This is a genomic window from Leptospira kirschneri serovar Cynopteri str. 3522 CT (assembly GCF_000243695.2).
GTDB classification, from domain to species: domain Bacteria; phylum Spirochaetota; class Leptospiria; order Leptospirales; family Leptospiraceae; genus Leptospira; species Leptospira kirschneri.
The window spans coordinates 61,478-88,282 of the sequence record NZ_AHMN02000008.1 but is presented as its reverse complement, the minus strand read 5'-3'; the positions used below and the strand labels follow the sequence as shown (position 1 = coordinate 88,282).

Below are 26,805 nucleotides of genomic sequence, written 5' to 3'. Positions count from 1 at the left end.
TTTGAATAAATTTCAGATGCAGGATTCGTTCTTTTGGAAATTCTGGTTTCTTAGATGGCGATACAAATTTTGAAAGTCGGTTTAAAGGATCATTCTATTTTAGATCCTGTTTTAAAACGTGCTAGAGAAGACCTAAGTTCCACGTTGGCTCTCGTAAAGCCGATCGTAGAAGACGTAAAAAATAAAGGAGACTCTGCACTTCGAGAATACACTCAAAAGTTTGACGAGGTTGTTCCTCCTAAATCCTTTGTTTTGGAAATTTCTAAACTGAATCCTAAAATCGATCCCAAATTCAAAACCGCCCTGATAAAAGCAGCAAGAAATATACGTAACTTTCATAAAATTCAAATTCCAGAAAATAAAGAAATTATAATACACGGAAATAAACTTGGAATCCTACATACTCCGGTTGAATCTGTTTCCGTTTATGCTCCAGGTGGAAAAGCATTGTACCCATCTACGATTCTAATGGGAGTTATTCCAGCAAAACTCGCCGGAGTAAAAAATATACAAATTGTGACCCCTCCTAGAAAAGGAGGTCTACCGGAAGGTCTGATTGCAGCCGCCAAAATCGCCGGAGCTGATAGAATCGTTATGGCGGGAGGTGCACAGGGAATTGCTGCTGTTTCTTATGGAACGGAAAGTATTCCTTCTTCCGAATTTGTGGTCGGTCCCGGAAATAAGTTTGTGACCGCCGCAAAAGTATATTTAAGCGGTCAAGGTGTGATAGGAATCGATAGCCCAGCGGGTCCCAGCGAGGTTTTGATCATAGCCGACGATTCTGCAGATCCTATTTGGGTCGCGACAGATCTTTTGTCTCAGGCGGAACACGGAGAAGATTCTGTTGCGATCCTTTGTACGAATTCTATATCTCTTGCCCAAAAAGTAAAAAAAGAAGTGGAAAAGGCTCTTGTAGAAAGACCTAAAAGAGGAGAGATGAAACGTAAGTCCATTGAAGATCATGGAAGAATATTTGTTTTTTCTAATTTAGAAGAATGTTTTGTATTTTCAAATTTATTTGCTCCCGAACATCTAGAGATCCAAACCAAAAGTTTTAAGAAGGATTTAAAAAAAGTAAAACACGCCGGTTCCGTCTTTTTAGGTAATTATTCTCCGGTTGCCATGGGGGATTATATTAGCGGAACCAATCATATACTTCCGACCGCAGGAGCCGCTAGGATTTATTCTTCTTTAGGAGTTTCTACGTTTTTAAAACGTGTTACTTGGCAAGAGGTTTCTAAGAAGTCTCTCCAAAATCTGTATCCACACGTTAAAGTGCTTTCCGAATTCGAGGGTCTTGACGAGGAACACGGACATTCGGTGAGAATTAGGCTGTAAAAAAGTAGAACTTAAGTATATTTAAATATTATGATTGTATGTAAAACTCCTGAAGAAGTTTTGGACAAAGTTCGTCTGTGGAAAACCCAAGGAAAAACGATCGGTTTTGTTCCTACCATGGGTTATTTGCACGAGGGTCACACCTACCTATTTGAAGAATCTTTATCCAAAACGGATAAAACCGTGGTTTCTATTTTTGTAAATCCCGCTCAGTTCAACGATCCGGAAGATTACGCCAAATATCCGGTCAATACGGAAGGGGATTTGAAACTTTGTGAATCTAAAAAAGTGGATCTTGTTTTTTTACCGGACAAAGAAACTATGTATCCCGGAGGAATTCCGAATACTATATTAAAAATTCCTAATTTAATGAAAAACTTATGTGCCGTTTCTAGGCCAGGACATTTTGAAGGTGTGCTTCTGGTAATTTCTAGGCTCTTTCATTTTGTACAACCTGATTTTGCTTTTTTCGGAAAAAAAGATTATCAGCAATATCTACTCATCCGGGAGTTTTGTAATACTTTGGCGTTTCCAGTGGAAGTGATTGGTTGTGAAACAGTTCGTTCTCCCCAGGGTTTGGCTCTTAGTTCTAGAAACGCTCGTTTGAGCCAAACAGAAAAAGAAGAATCACTTTTGATTTACAGATCTCTCAAACTAGGAGAAAATCAAATTCTTTCCGGAATGAAAGATCCCGTTTTGGTCAAAGAAATCATGAAGGACGTTTTAGATTCTTCTTCTAAAATTCGTCTGGATTATTTAGAAATTTTGAATGCAAATACTCTCGATCCTTTGGAAATTTTAGAAGGGGAAATCTTACTGGCGATCGCAGTTTTTATAGGCCCGGTCCGTTTGATAGACAATCTTACTTTGAGTGTTCCTATTTTATGAAAGATCTTTTGAACGTGATAGGTGAGGAGATTTTTTCAAGGTTTGAATTTTCTTCTAAAAAGAAAAATTCTACTTCAAAAGTAAAATCTTCGGCTACAAAAACTCAATCGAATTTTACTCTAAAAACGCAGTCTTCCTCCGCCTCGGAAAAAAATCCTTCCGTAAACACTGATGTAGTAGGTTCGGTATATTCAGTTACCACGGGAAGTCATTCTATATTAGCTTCTTCTTTATTTCAAAAATTGAATAAAACGATTTTAGTAATTTCCGAAAACAACACATTGGCTGAATTTTTATTTAGAGAAGCTCTTAGTTTTCTTCCCTCTAATGATCTGATTTACTTGCCCGGTCAGGAAGTTCTTCCTTACGAGTACATGCGTTATCCTTCCGAGATGAAACAGGAAAGAATTAAGGCCATCGCGAAAATACTGAGTGGGGAACCCGCTTTGATATTTACTTCCGTTTCCGGTTTTTTGAAAACTCTTCCTCCGATACAAACGATGCAAGGAAGAGCGATCGTTTTAGAAAAGGGAAAAGAGATTGATTTAGAATCTATTCTGATTCAATTGATCGATCTAGGTTATAAAAGGGTAGAGGTTTGTGAAACTTTCGGAGAGTTTAGTTTAAAGGGTGGAATTCTGGATATTTTTTCTTCGTATTCCACGGAGCCTGTGAGAATTGATCTTTTTGGAGAAGAGATAGAATCGATTCGTACTTTTGATCCGGACAGCCAAAGATCTATGGCCGATCTAAATCAGGCGATTCTTCTTCCCGCGGACGAATATATTCTTTCCGAAGAACAAAAAAAAGAATATCAGAATCTTCTAAAGTCTTCTGATTCTTCTTTACATCTTCCTGAAATTCCAGAAGGTAACTATGGAATTTATTACGAGGAACTTGTTCCGTTGGTCAGAGAAAACCACGGAATTCTTTCTTACTTTTCCCAACCTCCGATTCTTATTTTTCCTTCTGCAAATTCTGTAAAAGAAAAATTGTTTCATTTGGAAAAAGAATACGTTTCTCTTTTTGAAAAACGTTCCCGAGAAGTTCTATGTGCCCCCCCTGAAAAACTTTTGTCTTTTGGAGAAGAGTTTAAGGTTCTTTCTGAATCGATCGGCCTTTCTTTTGTGGGACTTCCTCCTAGAAACGAAAACGATTTGGTTTCTTTTTTAAAAGAAGCTCCTTCGTTTAAAGGTAAAATTAGAGAGGTAAGAGAAAAAATTTCAGAATTGAGGGCGACAGGAGGTTGGAAGATCGTTTTGACTTCTTCTTTTGAAGCTCAGACCAAAAGGTTACAAGGACTTTTTGAAAAAGAAGGTGTGATTTTATTAAACGAAGATTCTACGGAACCACTTCCATTTCATTTGGGGAATCACAAGTCGGATGCGTTTTTAGTTTTGTCCGAACTGAGAAACGGATTTATATTCGAAAATCAGAAAATTCTAATTCTTTCCGAGAACGACATTTTTGGAAGAGAATATAAACGTAAGACACGTTTTAAAAAACAAAGCAGCAAAGCACTTCAGAGTTTTATAGATCTAAAAGAGGGAGACTATGTAGTCCATATCCATCACGGTGTAGGTAAATTTGTAAAAATCGAAAGAACCAGCGCTGGTGGTAAAGAAAGGGATTTTCTTAAACTGGAATATTCGGGTGGAGATAGTTTGTTTGTTCCCTTGGACCAGATTTCTTTGGTTCAGAGATACATTGGCGGAACCGAATCTCCTCGTTTGGATAGTTTGGGGAAAAGCACTTGGAAAAAAACGAAAGACCGTGTTCAAAAAGCGGTCGAAGCCTTGGCAGAAGATTTGGTTCAGATGTATTCCAACAGACTCAAACTACAAGGGTATGCGTTTCCTCCGGATACGATTTATCAAGAGGAATTTGAAGCCGAGTTTGAATACGAGGAAACTCCAGATCAGATAGAAGCGATTGAAGCCGTAAAAAAAGATTTAGAATCTTCTAGACCAATGGATCGTCTTGTGTGTGGAGATGTCGGTTACGGAAAAACGGAAGTGGCAATTCGTGCTGCGTTTAAGGTTGCGATGGCGGGTAGGCAGATTATGATGTTGGCCCCTACTACTATTTTAGCATTACAACATTATAATACTTTTAAAAATCGTTTCGAAAATTATCCGGTTCGAGTCGAACTCGTGTCCCGTTTTAAAACTCCCGCAGAAATTAGAGATATATTGGCCGATTTTTCCGCCGGTAAGGTAGATATGGTGGTCGGAACCCACGCCATTCTTTCCTCTAAATTAAAACCTAAAAATTTAGGACTTTTGATTATAGACGAGGAACAAAGATTCGGTGTGAATCATAAGGAAACCATTAAGAAGTTTAAGAATTTAGTAGACGTTTTGACTTTGACCGCGACTCCGATCCCAAGAACTCTTCACATGGCTTTGACCGGGATCAGAGAACTTTCCATCATCGCTACTCCACCTAAGAACCGTCAGTCGGTCGAAACTTATGTTTTAGAAGAGGAAGACGATTTGATCGCGGACGCAATTAGAAACGAAATTCAAAGAGACGGTCAGGTTTTTTATCTTTATAATCGTGTGGAAACGATCGAAGAAGAAACCAGTTATCTGAACAAACTCGTTCCAGAAGTTTCTATTGGAATTTTACACGGTCAAATGACGGAAGACGAAATAGAAGAAACTCTCTTGGATTTTTACAATCGTAAGTACGATATTTTAGTTACTACTACGATTATAGAATCGGGAATTGATATGCCCAATGTAAATACACTTTTTGTAAAACGGGCAGATCTTTTTGGTCTTTCTCAGTTATATCAAATTCGAGGTAGGGTTGGTAGAAGTGATCGTAAAGCGTTCGCTTATATGTTGTTACCAAAAGATAGGGTTGTAACCGAACAGGCGGAAAAAAGACTCAATACGATCTTCGAATATCAAGAGTTAGGTTCTGGTTTTAAGGTGGCGATGCGTGATCTAGAAATCAGAGGAGCTGGTAATTTACTCGGAAAAGAACAATCCGGGGACATCATGGAAGTAGGATTTGATCTTTATGTTCGTATGTTAGAAGACGCGATCGCTAGAATTAAGGGAGAAGAAATCGTAGTCGAAGTCAGAACTTCTGTTACTTTGAATACAAACTTCTTTATTCCGGAAACATATATTTCTGATACAAGACAGAAGATAGAATTTTACAAAAAGTTAGAAGGTGCAAGAGACTTAGATGAGATTGAGGAAATTTATTCTGAAATGTTGGATCGTTTTGGAGAACCTCCGGAGGATGCAAAAACGTTTATACTTTTAGAGAAGATCAGAACTCTTGCGTCTAGTTTAGGTTTTGAATCCGTAACAGAAATGAAAGATGAAATTAAGATGAAGTCCGGTTCTTATTTTAGAGGAGATCATACTAAAATTATTCAGCTAATCTCTGCTAGAACAGGACTCACCCTCAATCCTAAAGAACCGAATGTATTGATTTTTCAGACTGGAAAGAAGTTGGAAAAGGAAAAGCTAGATAGTTTAATCTTTCTTCTTTCGGAAATGCTACCTTCTAAAAAAGTATAGACGATCCAGGCGCGAATCCTATCTTTGCAACAGGAACTTTAGTCCGATGAAAAAAAACAGTATTCTCATTTCTATTTTAATCGCGTTTTTTGCGAGTTGTGGAGATAATTCCGAAGTGATTGAAACCTTGGACGGTAACAAGATTACTGTGAACAGTTTTGAAGATACTTATAATGTAGCCATTGATGCGATGAGCCGAGTTCAAAATATAGAAAAAGAAAATCTTCTCGAATTTATTTCTAAAGACATATCGGAAGTTCCGGAACAGATGAGGGCTTTGAACTATCAGTTTCAAAAGAAAAATTTTTACGATCAATATAGAGACATGATGATCACTACGATCGCAGCCGAAAAAGACGGTTTTACAAAACGGGATGATATTAAAAAAATTCTAAAGTTTCAGGAAATGCAAATCGTTTCCCAACTTTATGTAATGCATCTTGTAGAAAGTAAGATTAAAATTTCCGAAGAAGAAGCGATGGAAGAATGTCAAAAACTTCGTTCTAAGGAACCTCAAATCAGTTCTCTTCCTATCGATCGTTGTATTCTTTTTGCAAGAGCGAAGTTGAAAAAGGATAAATCCCAGGAAATTCTTCCAAAGGTTTTAGAAAGAATCAAAGAACAGGTTGCAATCAAACACAATGATAAGTTCGATCTGGATGCTTTCTTAAAGAAAAAAGTAGGTGGCGAGGCGGATAAAAAAGAATCTTCGTCTGGAACAGGAGCTGCCCCTAAAACGGAAACCCCGAAAACTACCGGGCAGTAATTTCAATTGAATCCCTATCTGAACGCCTTTCTGAGAAGTATCATTGAGGCGATCACAGAATTTTTGCCGGTATCTTCTACAGGACATCTTTTTTTATTCAGTTCTTTTTTCCCCTTTTATGGAGAGAGTTTAGAATTTGATGACCTTTTTGATATATTCATTCAGAGTGGTGCGATTCTTTCTGTTTTATTTTTATATAGAGAGAAATTCAGGTCGCAGATCGTTTCTTCTTTCCGATACGTTTTAAAACAAAACTCAGATTCAGAAGGATTTAACTTTTTAATTCAAATTTGTATTGGCGCTTTTCCGATTTTAATCGCCGGTTTTATGGCGAAAAAATTTTTAGATACGATCAAAGCAAGACCGGATCTTTTAGAGATTCTTTCAGGCGCTTGGATCTTTGGAGGGGTTCTCATTCTAATTGCGGAATGGTACTTTCATCAAAAAGGAACGGAGGAAAAAAAACCGATTCATTTTAAGGATTCTATTCTGATCGGAATTTTTCAATGTATGGCTTTGGTTCCAGGAATGTCTAGATCAGCGGCTACGATCATTACGGCTCGTTTTTTAGGAAAGGATACAAAGAGTAGTGCTGAGTTTTCTTTCTTTCTCGCTGTGCCGGTTCTTCTTGCCGCAGGGATTTATAAATTAATTAAGTATCGATCTATTCTGAATGGAAATACGATACCAGTTTTGATGTTTGGTTTTTTAGTTTCATTTCTTCTTTGTACTTTGGTGATTCGTTGGTTTTTACGTTATCTACAAAAACATTCTTTTAGTGTTTTTGGAGTTTATAGAATTTTATTGGGGGTCGGAGTTCTCGTTCTCACTAAGTTGATTTGATGAGGAGAATAATCTGACACGGTATGCCTCTCCGTCTGATTCTGATTTTATCTTTACTGCTGATTAAGATTCCTATCTATGCTCAGTCTACGGATGAACAGACTCTTCGTTTACTTACGGGGGCTGGATCGGATTCCTCCTCCGGTGATGATAAAAAATTAGCCATACTCAGAGCTAAAAACCGTCTCCTCGGTAAATCTATAGATACACTTCCGGATAGAGAAGTAGACGATCTTTTACTTTCTTTAGGACTTACTCGGGATGGTTCTTTGTTCACTCGAAGAAAACGCTTACGAGCTGCTCTGGAGGAACCTCTTCCGGTAGCAGTAGATCCAATGGTCCAACTTCCACAAACTAAAAAGGCGCTTCCTATTTCTATTGAAAACGCTTCGGAAGGAGAACTTCTTCAAGTGGATAAAAATAAGTCCGGGGTTTTAGTTCTTCGCGGTAGAGTTCGTTTAAAACTACGTTCGGGATCTTTAGAAGCGGAAACGATCACGGTCGATAGCGAAAGACAGGAAATTTATGCAGAAGGTGGGATCGTCTATAAGGATGGTAGGGCGATTGTAGAAGGTGATAAGTTTATCTACGATTTTCGTTTAGAAAAAGGGGTGGTCTATAAAACAAAAGGTACTTTTTCTCCGGCTCATTTTATTGGAGAAAAACTCAAAAAACTGGATGATAAACGTTATGCGTTAGAGATGGGTTATTTTACAATTTGTAACGCTGAAAAACCTCACTATTCCTTTAAGGTAAATAAACTTTATATCTATGAGGATAAAACCGTGATGGCGACTAACGTTCGTTATCAAGTTGGAGGTACGACCGTTCTTTGGCTGCCATTTTTATACAATAGCAATTTAGGAAACGGATGGATTGCTCAAGCGGGTAAAAACAACACACAAGGATTATTTTTACAAACTTCGTATCAATGGTCTACAATTCCTACCTTTCCGTTGGCTCCTATGGGTTATAAATTTAGAGCGGATTTTTACGAAAAAACGGGCCAGGCGTTTCATATGGAGATGTGGAATCAAAGCCCTGCTTTGAATTATCTAATTGATATAGCCTATGCCAATCATAGAAGGTATCAAACCACTACCGCTTACGAGGATCGTTTTCATAATTTCGGAGTGGGTACAACCGCGGTTACAAATCAAGTGGATCGAGGTGCTCTTTATTCGGCTGACCCAAATGCTCCTCTTAGAAATATCGGACCGGACGTAGAACCTTGGTGGAAGGGTAGAATACTTTTAAATTCTAAAACGAACAATACGGAAAAAGACGTTACCCGAAACATCAGTCTACAATACGAAAATTATACGGACAGGCTTTTTGATTACGAATACGGAAATCGATACGAACCTGCAAATACATTACAATCTCTTTATACTGCTAGAAACGTTCGTATGGGTTTTATCCGTAACACATTAGAATGGAAATTGGATTATACGGAAAATAGAGGGGATCTTTCTATCAATATAGGAATGAAACGAAATCTTCTCTATTATATATTAAATCCTGCGGATAAGTCCGGATATTTTCCTACGGTCGACACGATACCTACTACTACGATTCGAAATTCTTCCGAAATTGGAAGAATTCCTTATTTTAATTCAGCGGTTTATTGGGACGTTTTTCTAAATAATACAATTCTAAGATACTACGGGGCTCCGATCCGTGAAAATTTGAAAATTCCCACTCTGGACGGTTCTTTTCAAGACCCTTGGGGAAGTTATAAAGAAAACGTATTTAGAACTCAGTATTTTACTCAGGGTGAATCCGGACTTAGGACCACTCTCAATTTTGGAAGTTATTTGGCATTTACCCCAAACGCTTTTTTCGGAGCTAAAAAACAATCTGCAAACGTTAGGAATAATACTGCGGTGACTGGTGTTACGGATAACGCGTTTACTTCTTTGGAAAGGTATCTTGCAAGAGAATCTTACGAATACCTAAGAACCTCTTCTAACTTAAGGTTTGGAATCCCACTTTTATTTTTTAATACCACCTATCGAAAAACTGAAATATATAAACCGGAACTACAGGATCCTATTTTAGGTAAAACCAGACAACATGAACTGGAACTTTCTTTGGAAAGTTATGCTTTAGAAAATTTTGAAATATCCATCCGAACCATAAGAGACTTAAGAACTTTTTCTGACGAGTACAAACCTCAGCCTACGGATGCAGAAAGATGGTATTTTACGGTTGCTCGATTTTCTGGATATTTTGACTTTTTGGATGGATTACGGCCTAAACGAGTTTCCTTATTGGAAAGAAAAAGAAGTTTTTATTCCGGTTTGTTTCTAAATAATGATTATGTACATCACAATCCAAAAGCAAAACCACTTTACAACAGTTTGACGGCTTCTTATAAGATGGGAGGTTTTACACTTCCTTTAGTACGTTTGATTCGTGAACTGGAATTAGGTGGAACCTGGTATCACGTTTATAACAGTCCAATTTTAGATGGTTATAGAGTATTCGTAAAAGCGAATGTAGATTTTACTCGGTATTTAGGAATTGAGGCGGAATTGGATTCTAGAGTTAGTCAACCTTGGAGATATACAAATCAGGTTGGTAATACATACGATACTTTCTATTACGGAAACGATCCTACCATGTCTGTCGCCACGATCAATTTAGATCGAACTTCTCTTCAAAAAGATTTGTTAGACGGAACTGGAGTTAATGGAAACGGTGCAAGACAAAACACGGCTCTAAATATCAATCGATTTATGGGAACGATTAAATACAATCTTCATACTGCCAACTTTAGGTTAGGATATAGTATGGATCTACGTTCGGTTCCTGGAGGAAGAACGGACGGACTTGTTTCCTTTTATGATCAATCCGTATTTTTCTCGATTTCGATCACAGATTTTACTTTGGGACAACAAGATTCTTCGGAGTTGACCAGAGTTCGTTTGTTTAGATTCCGAAAGCGTCCTTTCCAAGCGGGGGACAGCACTGGAATTTCTTCGGAGAACCCTTGATATGTTAAAGGAAAGAAGTCAAACATTCAAGCTGATATTTACGATATTAGATTTTTCAAATGCTTTATTTAGCGGTGTTTTGGCGTTCGTTTTTAGATTTTATTTTTTAGACGAAAATGGAACAGATAGACGTTATGTAGATATTGAAAGTTATATATTCCTTTTCTTTTTATTAGCTTTTTTTCAAGTGATTGTGTTCATTGCGATCGATCTTTATCATCCAAGAAGAGGTCTTTCCTTTATAGACGAATTTTTGACGATCGTAAGCGGGGTATTCCTCAATCTTGTATTAGTGCTCGCCGTTTTATTCTTTTTTAGAGGAGACTTAGGAAGCGAACGGTTTTCCAGATATGTAGTACTTGCCTTTGCGGTAATCAACATTCTGACCTCTAGTATTCTTCATTATACCGCTAGAATCATTTTGCGTATTCTTCGTAGAAAAGGATACAATCTAAGAAGTGTATTGGTTGTAGGTGTTTCTGAAACTTCAAAACGTTTTAACGACGCGGTCATCAAACACGGAATATACGGTTATAAGATTTTAGGATTTGTTCAAACAAAAAGTGTAAAACCGGTCGGTAAAGAAATGAAAGTGATCGGTAAGATCGAAAAGATCTCGCACATTTTAGAAAAGGAAAGACCCGATCTAGTGGTTTATACTCTGGAATCTTCGGAAGGGGATTATTTAAAAGAAGTTTTGGACGCGTGTGATCACGAAGGAATTGATCTGAAGATCGTTCCCGGTTTTCAGGAATTCATCAAAGCTCGTGGAAGAGTAGAAGAAATGGAAGGTCTTCCTGTAATTTCGATCCGGAACATTCCGATTCGATTAGGATATAATAAATTCATAAAGCGAATTTTCGATCTAACCTTTTCGATTCTTTTCATTTTGTTTTTTTCTCCGTTTTATCTATTGATGGCCTTACTCGTAAAACTGACTTCTTTTGGTCCGGTATTTTATTATCAGGAAAGAGTAGGGTTGGATAATAAAAAATTTAAAATGATTAAGTTTAGAACGATGGTAGTTCAAGCTAAAACTCAATCCGAAACGACTTGGACGGTTCAGAACGATCCTAGGGTTACGAGTGTGGGAAGAATTCTACGCAAACTTTCTTTAGATGAAACTCCTCAGTTTTTTAACGTTTTATTTGGGGATATGTCAGTTGTTGGGCCTAGACCGGAACGTCCTCATTTTGTAGAGAAGTTTAAAAACGATCATAAACATTATATGAGAAGGCACGCGGTTAAGGCGGGAATTACAGGACTCGCGCAGGTCAAAGGTTTGAGAGGAGATACTTCGATCGAAGATAGAATCGCTGCGGATATTTATTATATTGAAAACTGGTCTATTTGGCTGGATTTGAAGATTATTCTACTGACTCCTTTTAAAGGAATCATGGACAAAAACGCATACTAAAACACTCTTGCCGCAAGGGGAGAATCATGAACATCAACGAAGATTCTTTGCAAAAAATCGCCGAACTCTCTCGTTTAAAAATCCGTTCCGAAGAGAAAGAGGCCGCTCTTCAAGACTTCAACAAGATTTTAGAATATGTAGATCAGATAAAAGGTCTAGACGTGAGTTCAATCAAGGACGATGAAATTTATCTACATCATGAAAATGCAATTCGTCCCGATTTGGCCGGTAAACATTTATCTCGAGAAGAGATAGAGACGTTTGCACCTTCCTTTCAAAACGGATATTTCGTGGTTCCTAAGGTGATAGAAACATGAACGAAATATTAAAAAAATCTTATGTGGAATTAAAAAGTTCTCTGAATTCTGGAAAAATATCTTCCACAGAACTTGTAAGCGCTTGTATCGATCGGATTCGAGAAGTAGATGGTTTTGTAAAAGCGTTTCTCTCCTTAGATGAAAAAAAAATACTAAGCGCCGCAGAAGAAAGCGACAAACGTAGAAAAGCAGGAAAATCACTTTCGGAATTTGATGGAATGCCGGTTGCAATTAAGGATAATATATGTGTTCGGGATACGATCACTTCTTGTTCTTCCAAAATATTAGAAAATTATAAATCTCCATTTCACGCAACTGCTGTGGAAAAACTTTTAGAAAAAGGTTTTATACTATTTCCAAGAACCAATATGGATGAATTTGCGATGGGAAGTTCCACGGAAAATTCGGCTTTTCAGACGACTCGAAATCCTTTTGACTTGGAAAGAATACCTGGAGGTTCCAGCGGAGGTTCTGCAGCAGCGGTCGCAGCTTCTATGGTTCCACTGGCACTTGGATCGGATACAGGAGGATCGGTTCGTCAACCTGCTTCTCTTTGTGGATTGTATGGACTTAAGCCTACATATGGAACCGTTTCCCGTTATGGACTTGTAGCTTACGCTTCTAGTTTAGATCAGATCGGACCTTTTTCTAGAGAACTACAAGGTTGTATAGATTTATATTCTGTGATTTCCGGAAAGGACGTAAAGGATTCTACTTCTATTCATCGTCCTGAATTTTCGGCTTCGGACGTTCCGACTCAGGATTTCAAAGGATTGAAAGTAGGTGTTATCAAAATGACTTCGGAAATTCAACCCGAAGTAGTAAAATCGTATGATAAAATTCTAAATCAATTGAAAGAAAAAGGAGCCACGTTAGTCGATCTTGATTTTTCGAAATTCGGTTTTGCGATTCCAATTTATTATATCATAGCGACTGCGGAATGTTCTTCTAATCTTTCTCGCTTTGACGGGATTCGTTTTGGATCTAGAAAAGATAAAACTGGAAAACTAGAAGATCTTTTTGTAGATTCTAGAACGGAAGGATTTGGATCGGAAGTAAAGAGAAGGATTCTTTTGGGAACTTTTTCTTTGTCTGCGGGTTATTATGATGCTTATTACGGAACCGCACAAAAGGCAAGGGCTTTGATTCGTAAGGAATACGAGTCTTTCTTTTCAAAAGTGGATTGTATATTACAACCTACTTCTCCTACGACGGCGTTTAAAATCGGTGAAAAAACGAAAGATCCGATTCAGATGTATAAGGCTGATATTTGGACCACGAGCGTAAATCTTGCCGGACTTCCTGCAATGAGTGTTCCTATGGGAACGGATCAAAAAGGGCTTCCGATCGGGTTGCAGATCACGGCGCCCCATTTTCAAGAAAGAAAACTTTTTGGAACTGCATTAGCACTTTCTACATTAGAAGGTATGAATATTCAATTTCCGGAAAATATTGGATGAGTAATCTTACTGCCAGAGTGATTCCTTGTCTGGATATTAAAGACGGGCGGGTAGTCAAAGGAGTAAATTTTGTAAATCTAGTGGACGCTGGAGATCCAGTGGAATCTGCGGCGATCTACGAAGAAAATTTAGCCGATGAACTTTGTTTTTTAGATATAACCGCTTCTTCAGATAGAAGGGAGATATTACTTCATCTTGTGGAGAGAATCGCCGAAAAGATTTTCATTCCTTTTACGGTAGGAGGAGGGATTAGAACCGTAGACGATGTGAAAGCCGTTTTAGAAAAAGGAGCGGATAAGGTATCAATCAATACCGCCGCTTTTCAAAATCCCAAACTATTAACGTATTCTTCCGAAATTTACGGATCTCAATGTATTGTTTGTGCGATTGACGTTAAACATGAAAAAGAAAGAGATCGATATGAAGTTTTTTTACACGGAGGAAGAACAGCAACCGGAAGAGAGGCTTTGGATTGGGCTCAGGAGGCCGCTGAAAAAGGCGCCGGAGAAATTTTACTTACTTCTATGGATCGAGATGGAACTAGAAATGGGTTTGATATTCATCTTCTAAAAAATTTTTCTTCGTCTCTGGAAATTCCGATCATCGCATCTGGAGGGGCCGGAAATCCGGAGCACATGGTGGAAGCCATTTTACGCGGGAAAGCAGATGCGGTACTTGCTGCTTCTATTTTCCATTTTGGAGAATATTCCATCCGCGAAACTAAAAAGGCTATGGAAGAGATGGGCATTTCGGTTCGTTTGGATTGAAATGATATTTATCTATGATATTGAATACGATTTTCTATTTTTGAAATGTGATAGTTTTTGTTAGGCAATATTATTTTAACGTGAATTCGACGTAAGAAAATCAGGACGAATCCGGTTTGTATAGGCAGCCGGACTGGGCTCTTTAGCTCTGGTCAATAAAATTGTATGCAGAAAACGTTATGCAATATATCGTCTTTAGTTTCAATATAAAACGTGATCCGTCAAACAATCCATGGAGAGTGGAACGCTTTAGTTTCAAGTGCGATTTGTCGAGCGTCCTTGCACCGATCCCTTTTGCGTTATATATCGGACTTACTTTATTTTATAAAGCATAAGTAAAATATAATTTACTCATGCTTAAAATTCAGTGGGATATGCGGGAGTATATTTTATAAGGCCAAAGTATGGTTTCAAAAATAAAACTCGTGATCTTTTTAGATCTATTTACTACAATGAGTTAATGATAGCTATCACTTCTCCAAAATATGTGTTTCTAGAAATAACATTTACGTGACTACTAAACGATAACTGATAGTGATCTAAATCTTTTACGAATTGTCTTTCAGGTGGAAGTTTAGAAGACATTTTGCCGCTGGTGGAAGTAACCATTCCGTCGTTTTTATTGGCGAAACTAGGTTCTTCGTCTTTTAAAATATCACAACCGATAATGAAAACGGTTCCGGAACCTGGATGACCTTTACACTGGGACATTTCACCGTAAAACGCTGTTACTTTTGAGTCTTTGGAAGATTCGCTTAAAAGTCTTTCTAAGTAGGCATTGGAAGCGCCTGGAATGATTTCACCTTCAGGAACCTGATACGATGTGCCTAACGCGTTTGTATAAGCAAGATCTTTCCCTCCTGCCGTTCCGGTCACAAATCCGATCAGTTCGCCTAACGCTCCTAAATGTTTTCTGTAACTAGGAGAGGCAAAAGGGGAACCTAAGTAAGGAGTTCCAAGGCTTACAATAAAATCAATAATATCGTTTGTGTTATTAACGTGATAAAGAGCGGATCTAGCAACAAGACCTCCCATAGAATGGGCTAACAAAATTACCTTATCGTCAGAAGTAAAAACTGAATTCAGTTTATCGATCAGTCTTCTACCGTTATTTTCCACGTAGTCCGAGGTTCGATACGTAAAAGTATAAAATTCATAAGTGTTCTGAGTCTCGAAAAGATTTTGAGAATACATTTCCAGAGCGTCACCCCAGATTTTTCTAATATTCGCAACTTTTTTAGCTTTGGTGGTAGGAAGTTCGAAATTTCTTTCTTCAAAGTCCCAGCCATGAATTAAAATAATTTTCGGTTTATTGACCTTTAAATCAGGAGTGGCAATTGTGAATTGATCTAATATAAAATCGTTTTTGGAAAGGATAGAAGAAATAGGAATAAATTTATAAAGTTCGTGATTGAATTCGTCCCAAAAAGAAAATCCAATATTTTTTAGAATGTCTTCTACGGTATTTGTTTTTTCTGCTTTTGGTTTACAGTAGAAAAATTGTAAAATACAAAGAAAGAATATAAAAGTTTTAGAAATAATTTGAACCAATCTCATATTCTTGATAAACGAATATGAGTAGATATACGCAAGTGAAAATTTAAAAGCTTAAAGTTTATTTAAGAATAATTCTATACTTAAGTATATTAATTATATGGTATATATTACTTTGGTTATATTGTTTTTCTGAGTGGTCTTTCTACTCAGATATATCAAAACAATACTATTGTGAACTTGTTTTACTACTGATCTCTATAAAATTGATTACCTAAATGCCGGCTTGTCTCCAACAGTTTTCAAAACAAAACGTGGTAGATTTAAATTTTCTTAAAGTGTATTTTGGTTCTATTGCTGATCTCTATAAAATTGAGTACCGTTAATTCTATTACAAAACGCTGATTCTATGTAAAATATTAGGTACTTTATTATATAGTTATGAGTAATCCCTATAAAATTGAATACCATGAGTTTTTATTGCAAAGTGCTGTTGGAGTGCAAAATATTATGCTAATATGATTCTGAGTAAAACTTCTTATTTTTTGAATTCAGCACAACGACCTGCTCTAAACGTTTTCCTAAACTAAAGCTTCTCACTCCTTGAACTCAACAAAACGGGGGCGGTTTTGAGTCGTGATTCAGAACAGACTTTTTATAAAAATTCAGTTATTACGGTTAGGGTTAGACGAGACGGAAAAACCTGAATCTATTCAGGTCAGGTTTTTTGTTTTTGAGATTTATTTTTTAATTTTGCTGACTTTTGTTTCGTACTATTCTTTTTCTTGGAAACGAATGTTTCGTTTTTCTTTTTTTCTAAATGGACTTTCGAATCGTTAAGATAAATATAGATTCTTTCCGCTACTTTTTCCCAGCCTTCGTCTAACATAAGATTGTGGCCCATTCCTTGAAAAATCTCCATTTCCGACTGATACGTGTTAGCCGTTCTTTTGATTTCCCAAGGAACAAAAAATCTGTCTTTTTCTCCACCGAGTACAAGAAGCGGGGTTTGTATCTGATCTGATTTTGGAAGAGAAAAGATCAACATATCTAGAAATGCTAGAAAAGATTCGTCTTGAGTTTTCGAAACGAATTGAAGCACTTTTTGTTTGTCGAGAGATTCTGAAAAAAATAATTCACTTCCTAATTTTGTATCTTCTACGATTGGAAACAAGGAAAGTGTGAGTAGAACTTTCAAAAAACGAATCGGATGACGGATTAATAGTTCAAGTGTGATTCTAAAAACCCCGTGTGGAGGTACACTTGCAAGAAGAACTGCTTTGGAAACATGATTTTTTTCTAATATCTTTTGAACGATAAGTCCACCCATAGAATGCCCGATTAAAATAGGAAATTGAGGCAACTTTTTTATAACGTCTTCTACGTCTTCTACGTAATTACGGATAGAATTCCATCTGAATTTTCCGTTTTGATTTGGACTTTTACCATGCCCTCTTAAATCCATCGTATAAACATCGTAACCCGCCTTTTGAAAGTAGGGGACAAAATTTTCCTCCCAACACCAAGAACCGTGCCAAGCGCCATGAATGAAAAGAAGAGGAGAATGTATTTTATTTTTTTTAAGTGCTTTGAATTGTTTGAAGTAGATCATCTGAAACGGAATTTTTATAAAGCTACTGATTTTTTTCGAGAAATTTTCTTTTTCTAGAACAATTTATTCTAGATTCTTAAAGAAGTATGTGAGTTTTTTATGATTTACGAAAAGACCGGTTCTAAGAATTGTTCCGTTTTTTAAAGCAATTTCTAAATATTTTAGTTTTTTACTTAGAACCATATATATTAGAGTATCTAAAATTCTATTTTTGAAAGAGAGCCTCCTTTCAAAAGTTATGATACTCTAATATATAAATATGAGTAATAGTTCCTACTTTTTAGTGATCGACTGATAGGAACAATGATTTCTAAGTTTTGTGAGAGTTCCCACATTTAAGGAAATTGGAATATTTTGTATATCAAACTAGTGTAGGAACTACCACAGGTTTTGTATTTTTCTAAATGTATGAACTATCACCGGTTTCTATTGAAAATGAGTTCGATGTGAGAGAAATTAGGAAAAATTTTTTCTAAAAGTAATAGTTCCTACAATTTTAAAATTTGTTCGTAAAAACCGTGATTTGCAATAGTTCCCCACATCATTTTACAGGCAAACCTAAATTTTGTAATAGTTCCTACACTTGAATACGACAGATTCAATTGTTATAAACTTCTATTTTATAAATTGTGAGAGTTCCCACATTTAAGGAATCGATCTATAAAGTTCAGATTCCAGCTTTTTTTAGAATGATGGGTTCCTTACGTCGAATTCATGTTAAATGATTCCGGGCCAGACTCAATTTTTGAAAACTTCTGTATCTTTGGTAAAATCGTTCATTGATTTTGAATACTATTTTTATACGTTCGAGTAGTAGGTGGTAGTTCCTACAAATTAAGTCTCTTTGCGAAGTTTAAATATTTTTTAATTCAATTACTGCGTGGTTTCTCGAATCAAAAAGTTTTAATGGATTCTATAAAATTAAGTATTAGAGTTGTTGAAAAATTAATTCTTGATCTGTTTATATTGGATTGAAATGGACAATTGAAGCAATTTTACGAATCTTCACTATGGAATTTTTCAACAACTCTATTATAAGTCTTTATTATAAAACTCTGTTTGAATGTAGAATATTAGGCACCCGTAAATATTGTGATGAAGTGTCGGATAACGCGTATTCGTTATAATTCAATGTGAAAGTGATTCTTATGTTAAATTCTAAAACGCGACCTGTCGAGCGACCGTAGAAGCGAGACGCTTTAGTTACCTCGAACGACCTAAAACGCTTTAGTAAAAAGCGTTTTGCTGGGTTAACGCGATTCGTAGAAAGCGTTTGCTAAAGTTTCCAGAGCGATCCGGAAAACAAAAGCGAATGCTCTCTAAGGATCGGCATTCAGGAAGCAACATTGAGTTTAAATTTTGAAAGAATTGGAGTAAAAAGCGCGATCTGGCAAGCGCAGGACTGCCCAGATTTTCTTTCCTAAATTTACGTTATTGAAGTGTAAAAGATTGGGAATTAAATTATATAATTCTAAAGTAGCGTTTATTAGAATGAATTTATAAAAGTATTTGTTTTTGAGTGTTTAGAATTTATTTCTAAAATATAAATTAAGACAGCTCTAAAAATTAACTTACGGAAAAATTCAGTTTTTACTTTAAACTACCGTTAAAGTGATTTCAAAAAATTGAGAAGATGTGCTCTATCTCTAACATCCAATTTAAGAATAAAATCTTTACTAGATTTGGCCTCTCCACCGTGCCACAGAATGGCTTCCATGAGATCTCTTGCCCTTCCATCGTGAAGGTATCTAGTTTGACCGTTTACTTCTTCGAACAAACCGATACCCCAAAGAGGAGGTGTTTTCCATTTTCTTCCGTTTGCTTCTTCGTCTGGTCTGTTATCTGCAAGGCCTTCTCCCATATCGTGTAACAAAAGATCTGTATAGGGTCTGATTGTTTGATAAGAGAGTTCAGGAAAATTATCATTGTACCCAGTTTGCATTTTGGGAATATGACAGAATTTACATCCAGCTTTAAAAAAAATTTTCTTTCCTAACAGTACACTTGTGTTATCCGCTTTTCTTCTTGCGGGAACCGCGATCAATTTAAGATAATTTGTAATTGCTGTGATTCTATTTTGAGGTATTTCGGGAGAACCGCCGTTTCTGGAAGCCAGACACTCTGCCTGAGAGTTTGTACAATTTTCCGTTCGAAACATGGGAGAGGTAATTCCAAGATCACCTAAGAAGGCGGCGGAACTTTGTCTCGACAAATCAGTGTTATTTGCTTTCCAACCGAACCTTCCCAGTGTTTGCCCGATTCCATTTAAGTTTAAGACGTAGTTTGGTCTACCTGAAATTCCGTTTCCGTCTTTATCGGATGGGTCTGCAAAGGAAAGAATTGTATTTTCTGGAACAGTTTCCAAAAGCCCTAATCCTATAACCTGTGGAGGAACTCTAACGGAAGTTCTTGTATCGTTTGCAAAAAGACCGTATCCTAAATTTGAAAATTCTAATATAGGAGAACGTAATGTATATTTTGTACCGTCTTCAAACTCGCCATTGATTTCCTGATAATTCAATCTAACGTCCCCTTCTTTGGGAACGCCACGAACCGAATTAGGTTGAAATTGACCTCCGTATCTTGGTTCGGAGCGATGAGAATTATCTCCTACATTGAGTCGGACGAGACTAAAGGTTAAATTTTCGTCTTCTTCTTCGAGCGCACGACCATTCCCTGCGTGGCAGTTCAGACAAGAGTCGGTATGAAAGAGAGGACCTAACCCGTCTCTATCCGGAATAGCGGCTGAAAAACCGGGAGTCCAAGGAACTTCAAATACCGTTTGTCCCACCGTATATTCGGAAATAGAACGTAAAGAAGCATTTTTAGAAAATTGTCGAAATGCGGATTCTCCAAATTCGAAACTAGTCATTTTTATACCTCCCTGAAATTCTTCTCCTGCTTCATATTCCCAGTCTTGGCTGTCATCGAGTAAGGAAAGAATTGAGACCAACGAAATTGCGATTTTACAATCGTTAGAGGAACAAAATGTCTTTTTTGAAGTACAATTTGACAAAAACAAAAAAATAAAAATCAGAAAGACCGAAAGAATCTGATTCGATTGTCTTTTTAAAAAGATAGAAATTGATGAAAAATAAAAGAGATTTAAATTCATTTTAAAATTATAATATTATGGAAGCTTGATGGATACTGGATTGGGCGCCCCCAATTATTTTGTAGATCGTTTCTTCCTAGAGAACCTTTAAAGTTCCAACCCCAACCATAGATTTCTCCGTTACCAAGAAGTGCGAAGTTATGAGTGGCGCCGCAACCGAAATGAACTACGTTGTCAATACCTACCACCGCTTTGTTCGGTTCGTAGACTTTTGGCGTATTTGATTCTCCAAGAGCAAGGCTTGCCATATTGCCGTTTGCTCCCCAACCTTTCACTTCTCCGTTTTTTAAGATCGCGAAACTTTGAGTTCCGCCCGCCCAAATAGATGCTACATCTTGAATATTCAAAATTTTTGTTGGGATTGGAGTGGGTGGGGGATTTCCATTTCCTCCGATTCCTAATTGACCGCTTGCGTTTAAACCCCAGGAATAAATTTTTCCATCATACGTTAACGCCAGGATATGATCTCTACCGTTTGCGATTTGTTTGATTTTGGGAAGGCCTTCTACTTTTACGGGAACGGATTGAACCGTGTTAGCTGGAGAGACAATACCATTGCCTAAATTTCCGTATTGATTTCTACCCCAAACATAAACCTCTCCGTTTTCTGTAAGGGCGGCGGAATGTTCCGAGCCTGCAATTACTTGGATTACATTTCTAAGTTGAACTACATTCACAGGATTAGAAGAAAAGGAATTACGGTTTAAATTGTTTTCCCCATTTCCCAATTGACCGACATTATTTTGGCCGAATGCAACTACGGTTCCGTCCGATTTTAAAATCAACGCGTGATTAAAACCGTAAGCTCCCATCACGGCGTTGTTGATTCCGGGAATCTCGGTAGGAGGTTGTCTGTTTCCAGCATCGCTTGCTTTGGCCGGGTCCGTGTTGTTGTTTCCAATTCCTAGTTGTCCTTTTGAATTCGCTCCCCAGGTATAAACTCTTCCGCTTTGAGAGATCGCCATTGAATTGTTTTGATTGAAGTGAATGCTGAAAATATCTCGAATACGATCCACTTTCATAATTCTATCGTTGATATTGTCTCCCGTAGAAATACCCATTCCGAGTTGACCGAAGTTATTTCTGCCAACTGTATAAAGTTCTCCGTTTATTAAAAAACCGGAATGTGCTCCGCCTGCACTCAGTTTGGTTCCGAAGTAGAAATGGATTTCTTGAGAGAGAATGAAGCCGTTAGATTTTTTGAAACGAACTTTGATCGTATTCTCGCCGTTTTTAGGTTTAAAGGTAGGGGATGTTTGGGGAGAAGATGGGGTAGATTTAAATGTAAATAATTTATTTCCTTCATGAAGGATTTCGAATTCTCCGTCCGAGTTTGCTTGAACTGTTGTTTCTAATTGATAGACAGTAAGAATTTCTCCTTCTCGAGGAGAAAGAACCTGGAAAGAAATTTCGTTTTGGGATCCGGGTGTCTGAGGAGAAAGCGCGGCCAAAAGCAAGGGAGTAATGTCGATTCGAGATTGGGGACTACAAGAGATGAACCAAACGGTAGATAGAATGAATGCAATTTTTTGTTTCACGATTTCTCCTATTATATAATAATGAGATTGAGAATTATTCTCACTTATTAATCAAAGAAAAGGAAAGTATCTTGAACGTCAAGGATTCCTCAGATTCTATTACCTTTGCATTTGACAGAGAGTGTTTTAACAAAAGAATCGTAGAAATTCTTTATTGGAGCGTTCTCAAATGGGTCATAAGATTCGCTTTTTGCTCTTAATTTCTTTTTTAACTTTGATTCTTCAAGATTGCAAAAAAGAACTCAGCGTTTCTATGGCAACGTCCACTTCCTTAAGCGATAAACTCGCGTTTGTTGCTCTTAATGGAGAAAATTGGAAGCCGGAAGATGGGGCCGAATTTGTAAAAATTCACATTTATCCGGATGAAGGTTTTCAGTTAAAAAAAGTGGAAATAGATTCTTGTAAGTCTGAATTTAATGACGCAGTGACGGTTTATATCAATTTCGATGAAACCAGCGCTGCAGCTGATCTTTCTGCAAAAAAAGCCACTGTAAATTTTGAAAAGGCGGTATTTGCCAGATCCGTAACGATTAATTTTAGAAAGAACAAAGAACTTTGTATCGGAGAGGTTCGTTTTTACGACGAAAAAGATAAACAGATCTCTTTAAAACTTCCTAATATAGTGGAAGGTTCGGTTATCGCCTCAGAAACTGCAAGTCCGGTTCAATCTTATGACGTGATGAATCTTTTTGATTCTCGTTATGAATACGCTTGGGCTTCGGATAAAAAAGGTAAAGGAATTACTCTCGATTTTAAATTTAAAGAAACTCAAAAGTTCAATAAAATCAAAATTTGGAATGGGTATCAAAGATCGGATCAACACTGTTATTCGAACGGTAGATTAAAATCTGCTACGTTAACCGGAGAAGACGGTTATAGTCAAAAAATTCAACTTCAGGACATTCTTGGTCCTCAGGAAATCCTATTAGAAAAAACGTATAAAGGAAATTCTTTACGTTTAACCGTAGACGATATTTACGAAGGAAAGATGTACAAAGGGTTAGTACTCAGTGAAATTCGTTTTGGAAAAGATAAGGATTGGTTTTTGATCGATCCGATTAAAAGGTCTCAAAGTATTGCTCAGTCGAATCATCTTCAATTTACCTCTTCTAATTTAAATGAGATTTTAAATCGAGGATTAAGAGGTATTGAAATTTCAGATTATCCAACGGAAATGCAGAGTACGGAAATGATTTCTTCTTCGGAGAATTCGGATGAACAGGGAAATGTCAGGACGGACTCAACTTGGTCTTTAAGAATGAGATCAGACGGTTCTTTTTTTATGGAAGGGAATACGAGTGATCAAAATGCAGGTGCACAAGGGGTATTTAATGAGACGAGTAAGTTTTATGCAATTGGAAACTATGAGGTCAAAAAGTCTTCAGCGGATTCTTTGGAATTGAGAGTATTTGGGTATATGCGAAAATACTCATCTACTTTTATGGAGAAGTATTCGGACATGGATTGTAATGGTTGTGGTAGAGATTGTAATATGGGAAATCAAGATCCTAATAAAAAGGAAATTATTTTTCAAGACTTCATTACGATTAAAAAATGGAACGGAAACGTTTATATCCAAAATACAAGTTCGAGTCGTAAGCTGGATTTTCAAATCTTAGAGATGGCTCTTGAGTAGATTTCTTTTTTAGAGAAATTTTACATTCTAAAATTTTAGGTTTTTTTCAATTGAAGAAGTTAATTTATAAAATTCTAATTTTGATTCTTTTTTTAGATCTGTTTGGTTGTAAAAAAGAAATTTCCAATTCTGAAAATCTTGAATCGGTTTCTTTTGATCCAAATCGGCAGATTCAGGTTCAAATTCTTTGGGAGAAAAAAAATTTTCCTTTAGAAATGGAACTCTACGAGGGAGCTTCTCAAAGACCCGTAGATTTATGGGCTACCGGAAGTGTTAAGGATCTGTCGGAGGCTCCTGTTTCTTCTAAAATAGAAGGATCTGAATTTTATTTCAAACCCGGTTCTAAAAAAAAATTCGTATTGGTTGTTAGAAACACAACCAAAGAAGATTTTTATTTTTTTGCGGCTCCTCATTCTATGGTGCCCGCAGAAGGTTCTTTAGGTTTTAAGTTCAAATGTCTTTGTGTCAATCACGCTTTTTATATTCCTTCTAACGAAATTTGGTACAGAGTGGTTGAATTAAGAACCGGAACGGAGGTTTTAGGAAAAGAATTAAAAATTTCTCATACACTTGTAGGAATGGACGAAGATAGAATCCGTCTTTATCAAAAAGGGATAGGAAGTGGTCTAAGCGGTGAAGATTGATCCAATTGGTTTTGGTAGAAATATGAGATATTATAAAAACGGTTTTTTGAAAACGTTATATTTCATTACTATTTCGATCCAAAAATATTTCTGAAAACGGCTATCGTTATGTTAATTTAATGCTCAATAATTACTCGTAATTTTCAGACAGTGAAAGAGGAGCAATTTTTATAAAAGAATGTCTTAATTCGATCTTGAATGTATCTGTAGAAATTAGAGTTTTTGAAAAATAAATTCTCCGTTGTATTGAAATGGTCAATTGAAGCAGATTTTGCTAATTTTCACTAGAAATTTTTCGACAACTCTATTGATAACGGTACGAATCCGTCAACCAAAGAACTTGATACCCTCGATTTTAAATTCGTACCGATAAAATCTTTTGCGAGCAGTTGCAATAATTCTAGAATTTTACAACCATACTTTGAGTTTGTGAAAACTCTAAAATTTCTAAATTTTAAAATCGAACTTCACTTTGAAAATCATTTTTACGGATCCATATAAAGTTGAGTGTCGCGAATTTTAATCATAAAATCTTGTTTCAATATAAAATATTGGGAACTCATTTTAACGTGAGAGGCCATAACCAACCACACAAGTATTTGGATCTCAATATAAATCTGTCGGAATTACGACAAATCCTCTGTAAAAAGATCGGCCCCGCCCGCGTTTCGGGTGGAGGAGGAGAGGTGGTGGGAAAATTTGAAAGATTTTTCTCTATCAGAAAAACATACTTTTTGCAAGTAAAAAACCTCATTCTTGTCGGAACACTTGAATAATGTGCGTTTTGCTGAGTTCAATTTGGATTCTAAAATCCTATTCAACTTGTGTGGTTGGTTATAGTAGGAAACCTATGATTCTGAAAAAAGCTGGGATCTGAACTTTATAGATCGATTCCTTAAATGTAGGAACTAACACAAAACTTAGGTTTGTCTGTAAAATGATGTGGGAAACTACACCAATTTATAAAATAGAATTTTATAATAATTGAATCTGTCGTATTCAAGTGCGAAAACTCTCACAAACCACAATTTTACGAACAAATTCTAAAATTGTAAGAACTCATACTTTTAAAAAATGTTTTCTTAAGCCGAACTCGCGTTAAAATGGGATTCAAATTTTGATGATGACCACAAAACAGTAGTTTTATGTAAAAACCGGATGGACGATGATTCTTTTTGTATTTTATAGTAGTTCCCACAATTTTCAAAGTTTAACTGTAAATCTACGATTTGTGAGAGTTCCCACAGATTAAGTCGCATTACAAATTTTAAACATTTATTTTTTTATGGAAAAATCATGTTTTTATAAAACGAATCTATTACATCCTGCTCACGTTATTCTATAGTTCTGACTAAACTGCGTTTAAGTTTTAAAATTTTTTAGATGTAAAAAATAAAAAAGTAAGTTTCGTAAAATCTAAATTAAGGATATTAAAAATTTTAGAATATTCTAAAACTCTTATTCTTCTATAGACTCTAACCAGCGTTCTGCGTCTAAGGCAGCCATACATCCGGAACCTGCGGCAGAGACGGCTTGGCGATAAATTTTGTCTTGAACGTCTCCCGCTGCAAAAACTCCTTCTATGTTCGTTTTGGTGGAGCCGGGAATTGTTTTGATATAACCGCTTTCATCTAAATCCAAAATCCCTTGGAAAATGTCCGTATTGGGTTTGTGTCCGATTGCATAAAAAAGTCCGCCGACTGGAAGTTCTTTTCTTTGGCCGTTTACCGTGTTTTCTAAAGTCAAAGAGGTAAGATTTTTACCATCGCCTTTGGCCTCCTTCACTTGAGAATTCCAAATGATTTCTATTTTAGGATGAGTAGTTGCTCTTTTCTGCATAATTTTGGAAGCGCGCAGAGAATCTCTTCTATGAACCAAATACACTTTTGATGCGAACTTAGTTAGGTGGGAAGCTTCTTCTATCGCCGAGTCTCCACCTCCTACAACTACGAGTTCTTTATTTCTGTAAATCGGAAGGGCTCCGTCACAAACTGCACAGGCGGAGATTCCTCTTTGCCAATAAATGTCTTCGCCCATCACGTTCATTCTTTTTGCGGTGGCTCCGGTGGCTATGATGACTGCATGCGCTTCGATCAGTTCATCGTCCGACCAGAGTTTAAACGGTTTGGAAGAAAAATCTACTTTAGTGATGGTTTGAGTAAGGATCTTTGTCCCATATTTAATAGATTGTTCCCGAAAAAGTTGAGTTAATTTAGTTCCATCAATCCCTTCCGGAAAACCTGGAAAGTTTTCCACTTCAGTGGTAGTAGTAAGTTGGCCTCCTGCGGCGATTCCACCCGCCATAAATCCTTCATACATAACCGGGTTTAAGTTGGCTCTGGCGGCGTAAATCGCTGCAGTATGTCCGGCTGGTCCGGAACCTATGATAATTAGTTTATGGGCCATTGTTTCCTCGAATTAGAATGGTT

Annotated in this window: 16 protein-coding genes and 1 pseudogene; 12 read left to right on the top strand and 5 right to left on the bottom strand. The window is 36.8% G+C overall.

Annotated elements, in window-relative coordinates:
- The first annotated feature begins 54 nt into the window (after positions 1-54).
- The 10 genes from hisD to hisF are packed head-to-tail and all read left to right on the top strand — an operon-like array spanning position 55 to position 14,337.
- Positions 55-1,338: a histidinol dehydrogenase gene (hisD, locus tag LEP1GSC049_RS215425; protein ID WP_004752051.1), complete on the top strand. Its 1,284-nt coding sequence runs from the start codon at positions 55-57 to the stop codon at positions 1,336-1,338.
- A gap of 30 nt (positions 1,339-1,368) precedes the next feature.
- Complete coding sequence (panC, locus tag LEP1GSC049_RS215430) at positions 1,369-2,226, top strand: pantoate--beta-alanine ligase (RefSeq protein ID WP_004752185.1); 858 nt, start codon at positions 1,369-1,371, stop codon at positions 2,224-2,226.
- Complete coding sequence (mfd, locus tag LEP1GSC049_RS215435) at positions 2,223-5,768, top strand: transcription-repair coupling factor (RefSeq protein WP_004752366.1); 3,546 nt, start codon at positions 2,223-2,225, stop codon at positions 5,766-5,768. The genes panC and mfd overlap by 4 nt, the downstream gene beginning before the upstream one ends.
- A 46-nt stretch (positions 5,769-5,814) precedes the next feature.
- Positions 5,815-6,534 (top strand): lipoprotein LipL31, encoded by a 720-nt coding sequence (locus LEP1GSC049_RS215440; RefSeq protein WP_004752285.1) that lies wholly within the window; start codon positions 5,815-5,817, stop codon positions 6,532-6,534.
- 6 nt (positions 6,535-6,540) lie between these two features.
- Complete coding sequence (locus LEP1GSC049_RS215445) at positions 6,541-7,377, top strand: undecaprenyl-diphosphate phosphatase (RefSeq protein WP_004752175.1); 837 nt, start codon at positions 6,541-6,543, stop codon at positions 7,375-7,377.
- A gap of 23 nt (positions 7,378-7,400) precedes the next feature.
- Positions 7,401-10,376, top strand: a complete 2,976-nt coding sequence (locus LEP1GSC049_RS215450) for an LPS-assembly protein LptD (protein WP_004759068.1) — start codon at positions 7,401-7,403, stop codon at positions 10,374-10,376.
- A gap of 1 nt (position 10,377) precedes the next feature.
- Positions 10,378-11,793, top strand: coding sequence for an undecaprenyl-phosphate glucose phosphotransferase (locus tag LEP1GSC049_RS215455; protein WP_004752430.1), 1,416 nt, complete (start codon positions 10,378-10,380; stop codon positions 11,791-11,793).
- Between the two features lie 26 nt (positions 11,794-11,819).
- Positions 11,820-12,110, top strand: coding sequence for an Asp-tRNA(Asn)/Glu-tRNA(Gln) amidotransferase subunit GatC (gene gatC, locus LEP1GSC049_RS215460; RefSeq protein WP_004751692.1), 291 nt, complete (start codon positions 11,820-11,822; stop codon positions 12,108-12,110).
- The gene (gene gatA / locus LEP1GSC049_RS215465; protein WP_016560805.1) at positions 12,107-13,570 is read left to right on the top strand and encodes an Asp-tRNA(Asn)/Glu-tRNA(Gln) amidotransferase subunit GatA; all 1,464 of its coding nucleotides are present in this window, start codon (positions 12,107-12,109) and stop codon (positions 13,568-13,570) included. Before gatC ends, gatA begins: the two co-directional genes overlap by 4 nt.
- Positions 13,567-14,337, top strand: coding sequence for an imidazole glycerol phosphate synthase subunit HisF (gene hisF / locus LEP1GSC049_RS215470; protein ID WP_004752488.1), 771 nt, complete (start codon positions 13,567-13,569; stop codon positions 14,335-14,337). The genes gatA and hisF overlap by 4 nt, the downstream gene beginning before the upstream one ends.
- A 447-nt stretch (positions 14,338-14,784) precedes the next feature.
- Here hisF and LEP1GSC049_RS215475 read toward each other — a convergent pair whose 3' ends face one another.
- From LEP1GSC049_RS215475 to LEP1GSC049_RS08015, 4 genes and pseudogenes are all read right to left on the bottom strand, one after another.
- Positions 14,785-15,894, bottom strand: a complete 1,110-nt coding sequence (locus LEP1GSC049_RS215475; RefSeq protein ID WP_016748788.1) for an esterase/lipase family protein — start codon at positions 15,892-15,894, stop codon at positions 14,785-14,787.
- A gap of 655 nt (positions 15,895-16,549) precedes the next feature.
- Entirely contained in the window at positions 16,550-17,443 is an 894-nt protein-coding gene (locus LEP1GSC049_RS215480; RefSeq protein WP_016560811.1) for an alpha/beta hydrolase, read from the bottom strand.
- A gap of 1,606 nt (positions 17,444-19,049) precedes the next feature.
- Positions 19,050-20,558, bottom strand: a complete 1,509-nt coding sequence (locus LEP1GSC049_RS215485; protein WP_016560807.1) for a di-heme oxidoreductase family protein — start codon at positions 20,556-20,558, stop codon at positions 19,050-19,052.
- A gap of 15 nt (positions 20,559-20,573) precedes the next feature.
- Positions 20,574-22,096, bottom strand: a pseudogene (locus LEP1GSC049_RS08015) (RCC1 domain-containing protein).
- A 169-nt stretch (positions 22,097-22,265) separates the two neighbouring features.
- On the opposite strand from LEP1GSC049_RS08015, the gene LEP1GSC049_RS215490 reads away from it, so the two are divergent.
- Together LEP1GSC049_RS215490 and lsa20 are read left to right on the top strand one after the other, a co-directional pair.
- Positions 22,266-23,732 carry an NADase-type glycan-binding domain-containing protein gene (locus LEP1GSC049_RS215490; RefSeq protein ID WP_004770675.1) on the top strand — a complete coding sequence of 489 codons (1,467 nt, stop codon included), beginning with the start codon at positions 22,266-22,268 and terminating at the stop codon, positions 23,730-23,732.
- Positions 23,733-23,782: 50 nt separating this feature from the next.
- Positions 23,783-24,376, top strand: a complete 594-nt coding sequence (gene lsa20, locus LEP1GSC049_RS215495) for an LIC11469 family lipoprotein adhesin Lsa20 (protein WP_004752230.1) — start codon at positions 23,783-23,785, stop codon at positions 24,374-24,376.
- A gap of 1,458 nt (positions 24,377-25,834) precedes the next feature.
- Here the strand turns inward: lsa20 and trxB are convergent.
- Entirely contained in the window at positions 25,835-26,782 is a 948-nt protein-coding gene (gene trxB / locus LEP1GSC049_RS215500; protein WP_004752474.1) for a thioredoxin-disulfide reductase, read from the bottom strand.
- Positions 26,783-26,805: the final 23 nt, after the last annotated feature.

Coding starts and splice junctions, on each gene's coding strand:
- mfd (WP_004752366.1), top strand. CDS start 2,223: ATGAAAGATCTTTTGAACGTGATAGGTGAGGAGATTTTTTCAAGGTTT.
- LEP1GSC049_RS215455 (WP_004752430.1), top strand. CDS start 10,378: ATGTTAAAGGAAAGAAGTCAAACATTCAAGCTGATATTTACGATATTA.
- LEP1GSC049_RS215475 (WP_016748788.1), bottom strand. CDS start 15,894: ATGAGATTGGTTCAAATTATTTCTAAAACTTTTATATTCTTTCTTTGT.
- hisF (WP_004752488.1), top strand. CDS start 13,567: ATGAGTAATCTTACTGCCAGAGTGATTCCTTGTCTGGATATTAAAGAC.
- panC (WP_004752185.1), top strand. CDS start 1,369: ATGATTGTATGTAAAACTCCTGAAGAAGTTTTGGACAAAGTTCGTCTG.
- LEP1GSC049_RS215480 (WP_016560811.1), bottom strand. CDS start 17,443: ATGATCTACTTCAAACAATTCAAAGCACTTAAAAAAAATAAAATACAT.
- gatA (WP_016560805.1), top strand. CDS start 12,107: ATGAACGAAATATTAAAAAAATCTTATGTGGAATTAAAAAGTTCTCTG.
- gatC (WP_004751692.1), top strand. CDS start 11,820: ATGAACATCAACGAAGATTCTTTGCAAAAAATCGCCGAACTCTCTCGT.
- LEP1GSC049_RS215490 (WP_004770675.1), top strand. CDS start 22,266: ATGGGTCATAAGATTCGCTTTTTGCTCTTAATTTCTTTTTTAACTTTG.
- LEP1GSC049_RS215485 (WP_016560807.1), bottom strand. CDS start 20,558: ATGAATTTAAATCTCTTTTATTTTTCATCAATTTCTATCTTTTTAAAA.
- trxB (WP_004752474.1), bottom strand. CDS start 26,782: ATGGCCCATAAACTAATTATCATAGGTTCCGGACCAGCCGGACATACT.
- LEP1GSC049_RS215440 (WP_004752285.1), top strand. CDS start 5,815: ATGAAAAAAAACAGTATTCTCATTTCTATTTTAATCGCGTTTTTTGCG.
- LEP1GSC049_RS215450 (WP_004759068.1), top strand. CDS start 7,401: ATGCCTCTCCGTCTGATTCTGATTTTATCTTTACTGCTGATTAAGATT.
- hisD (WP_004752051.1), top strand. CDS start 55: ATGGCGATACAAATTTTGAAAGTCGGTTTAAAGGATCATTCTATTTTA.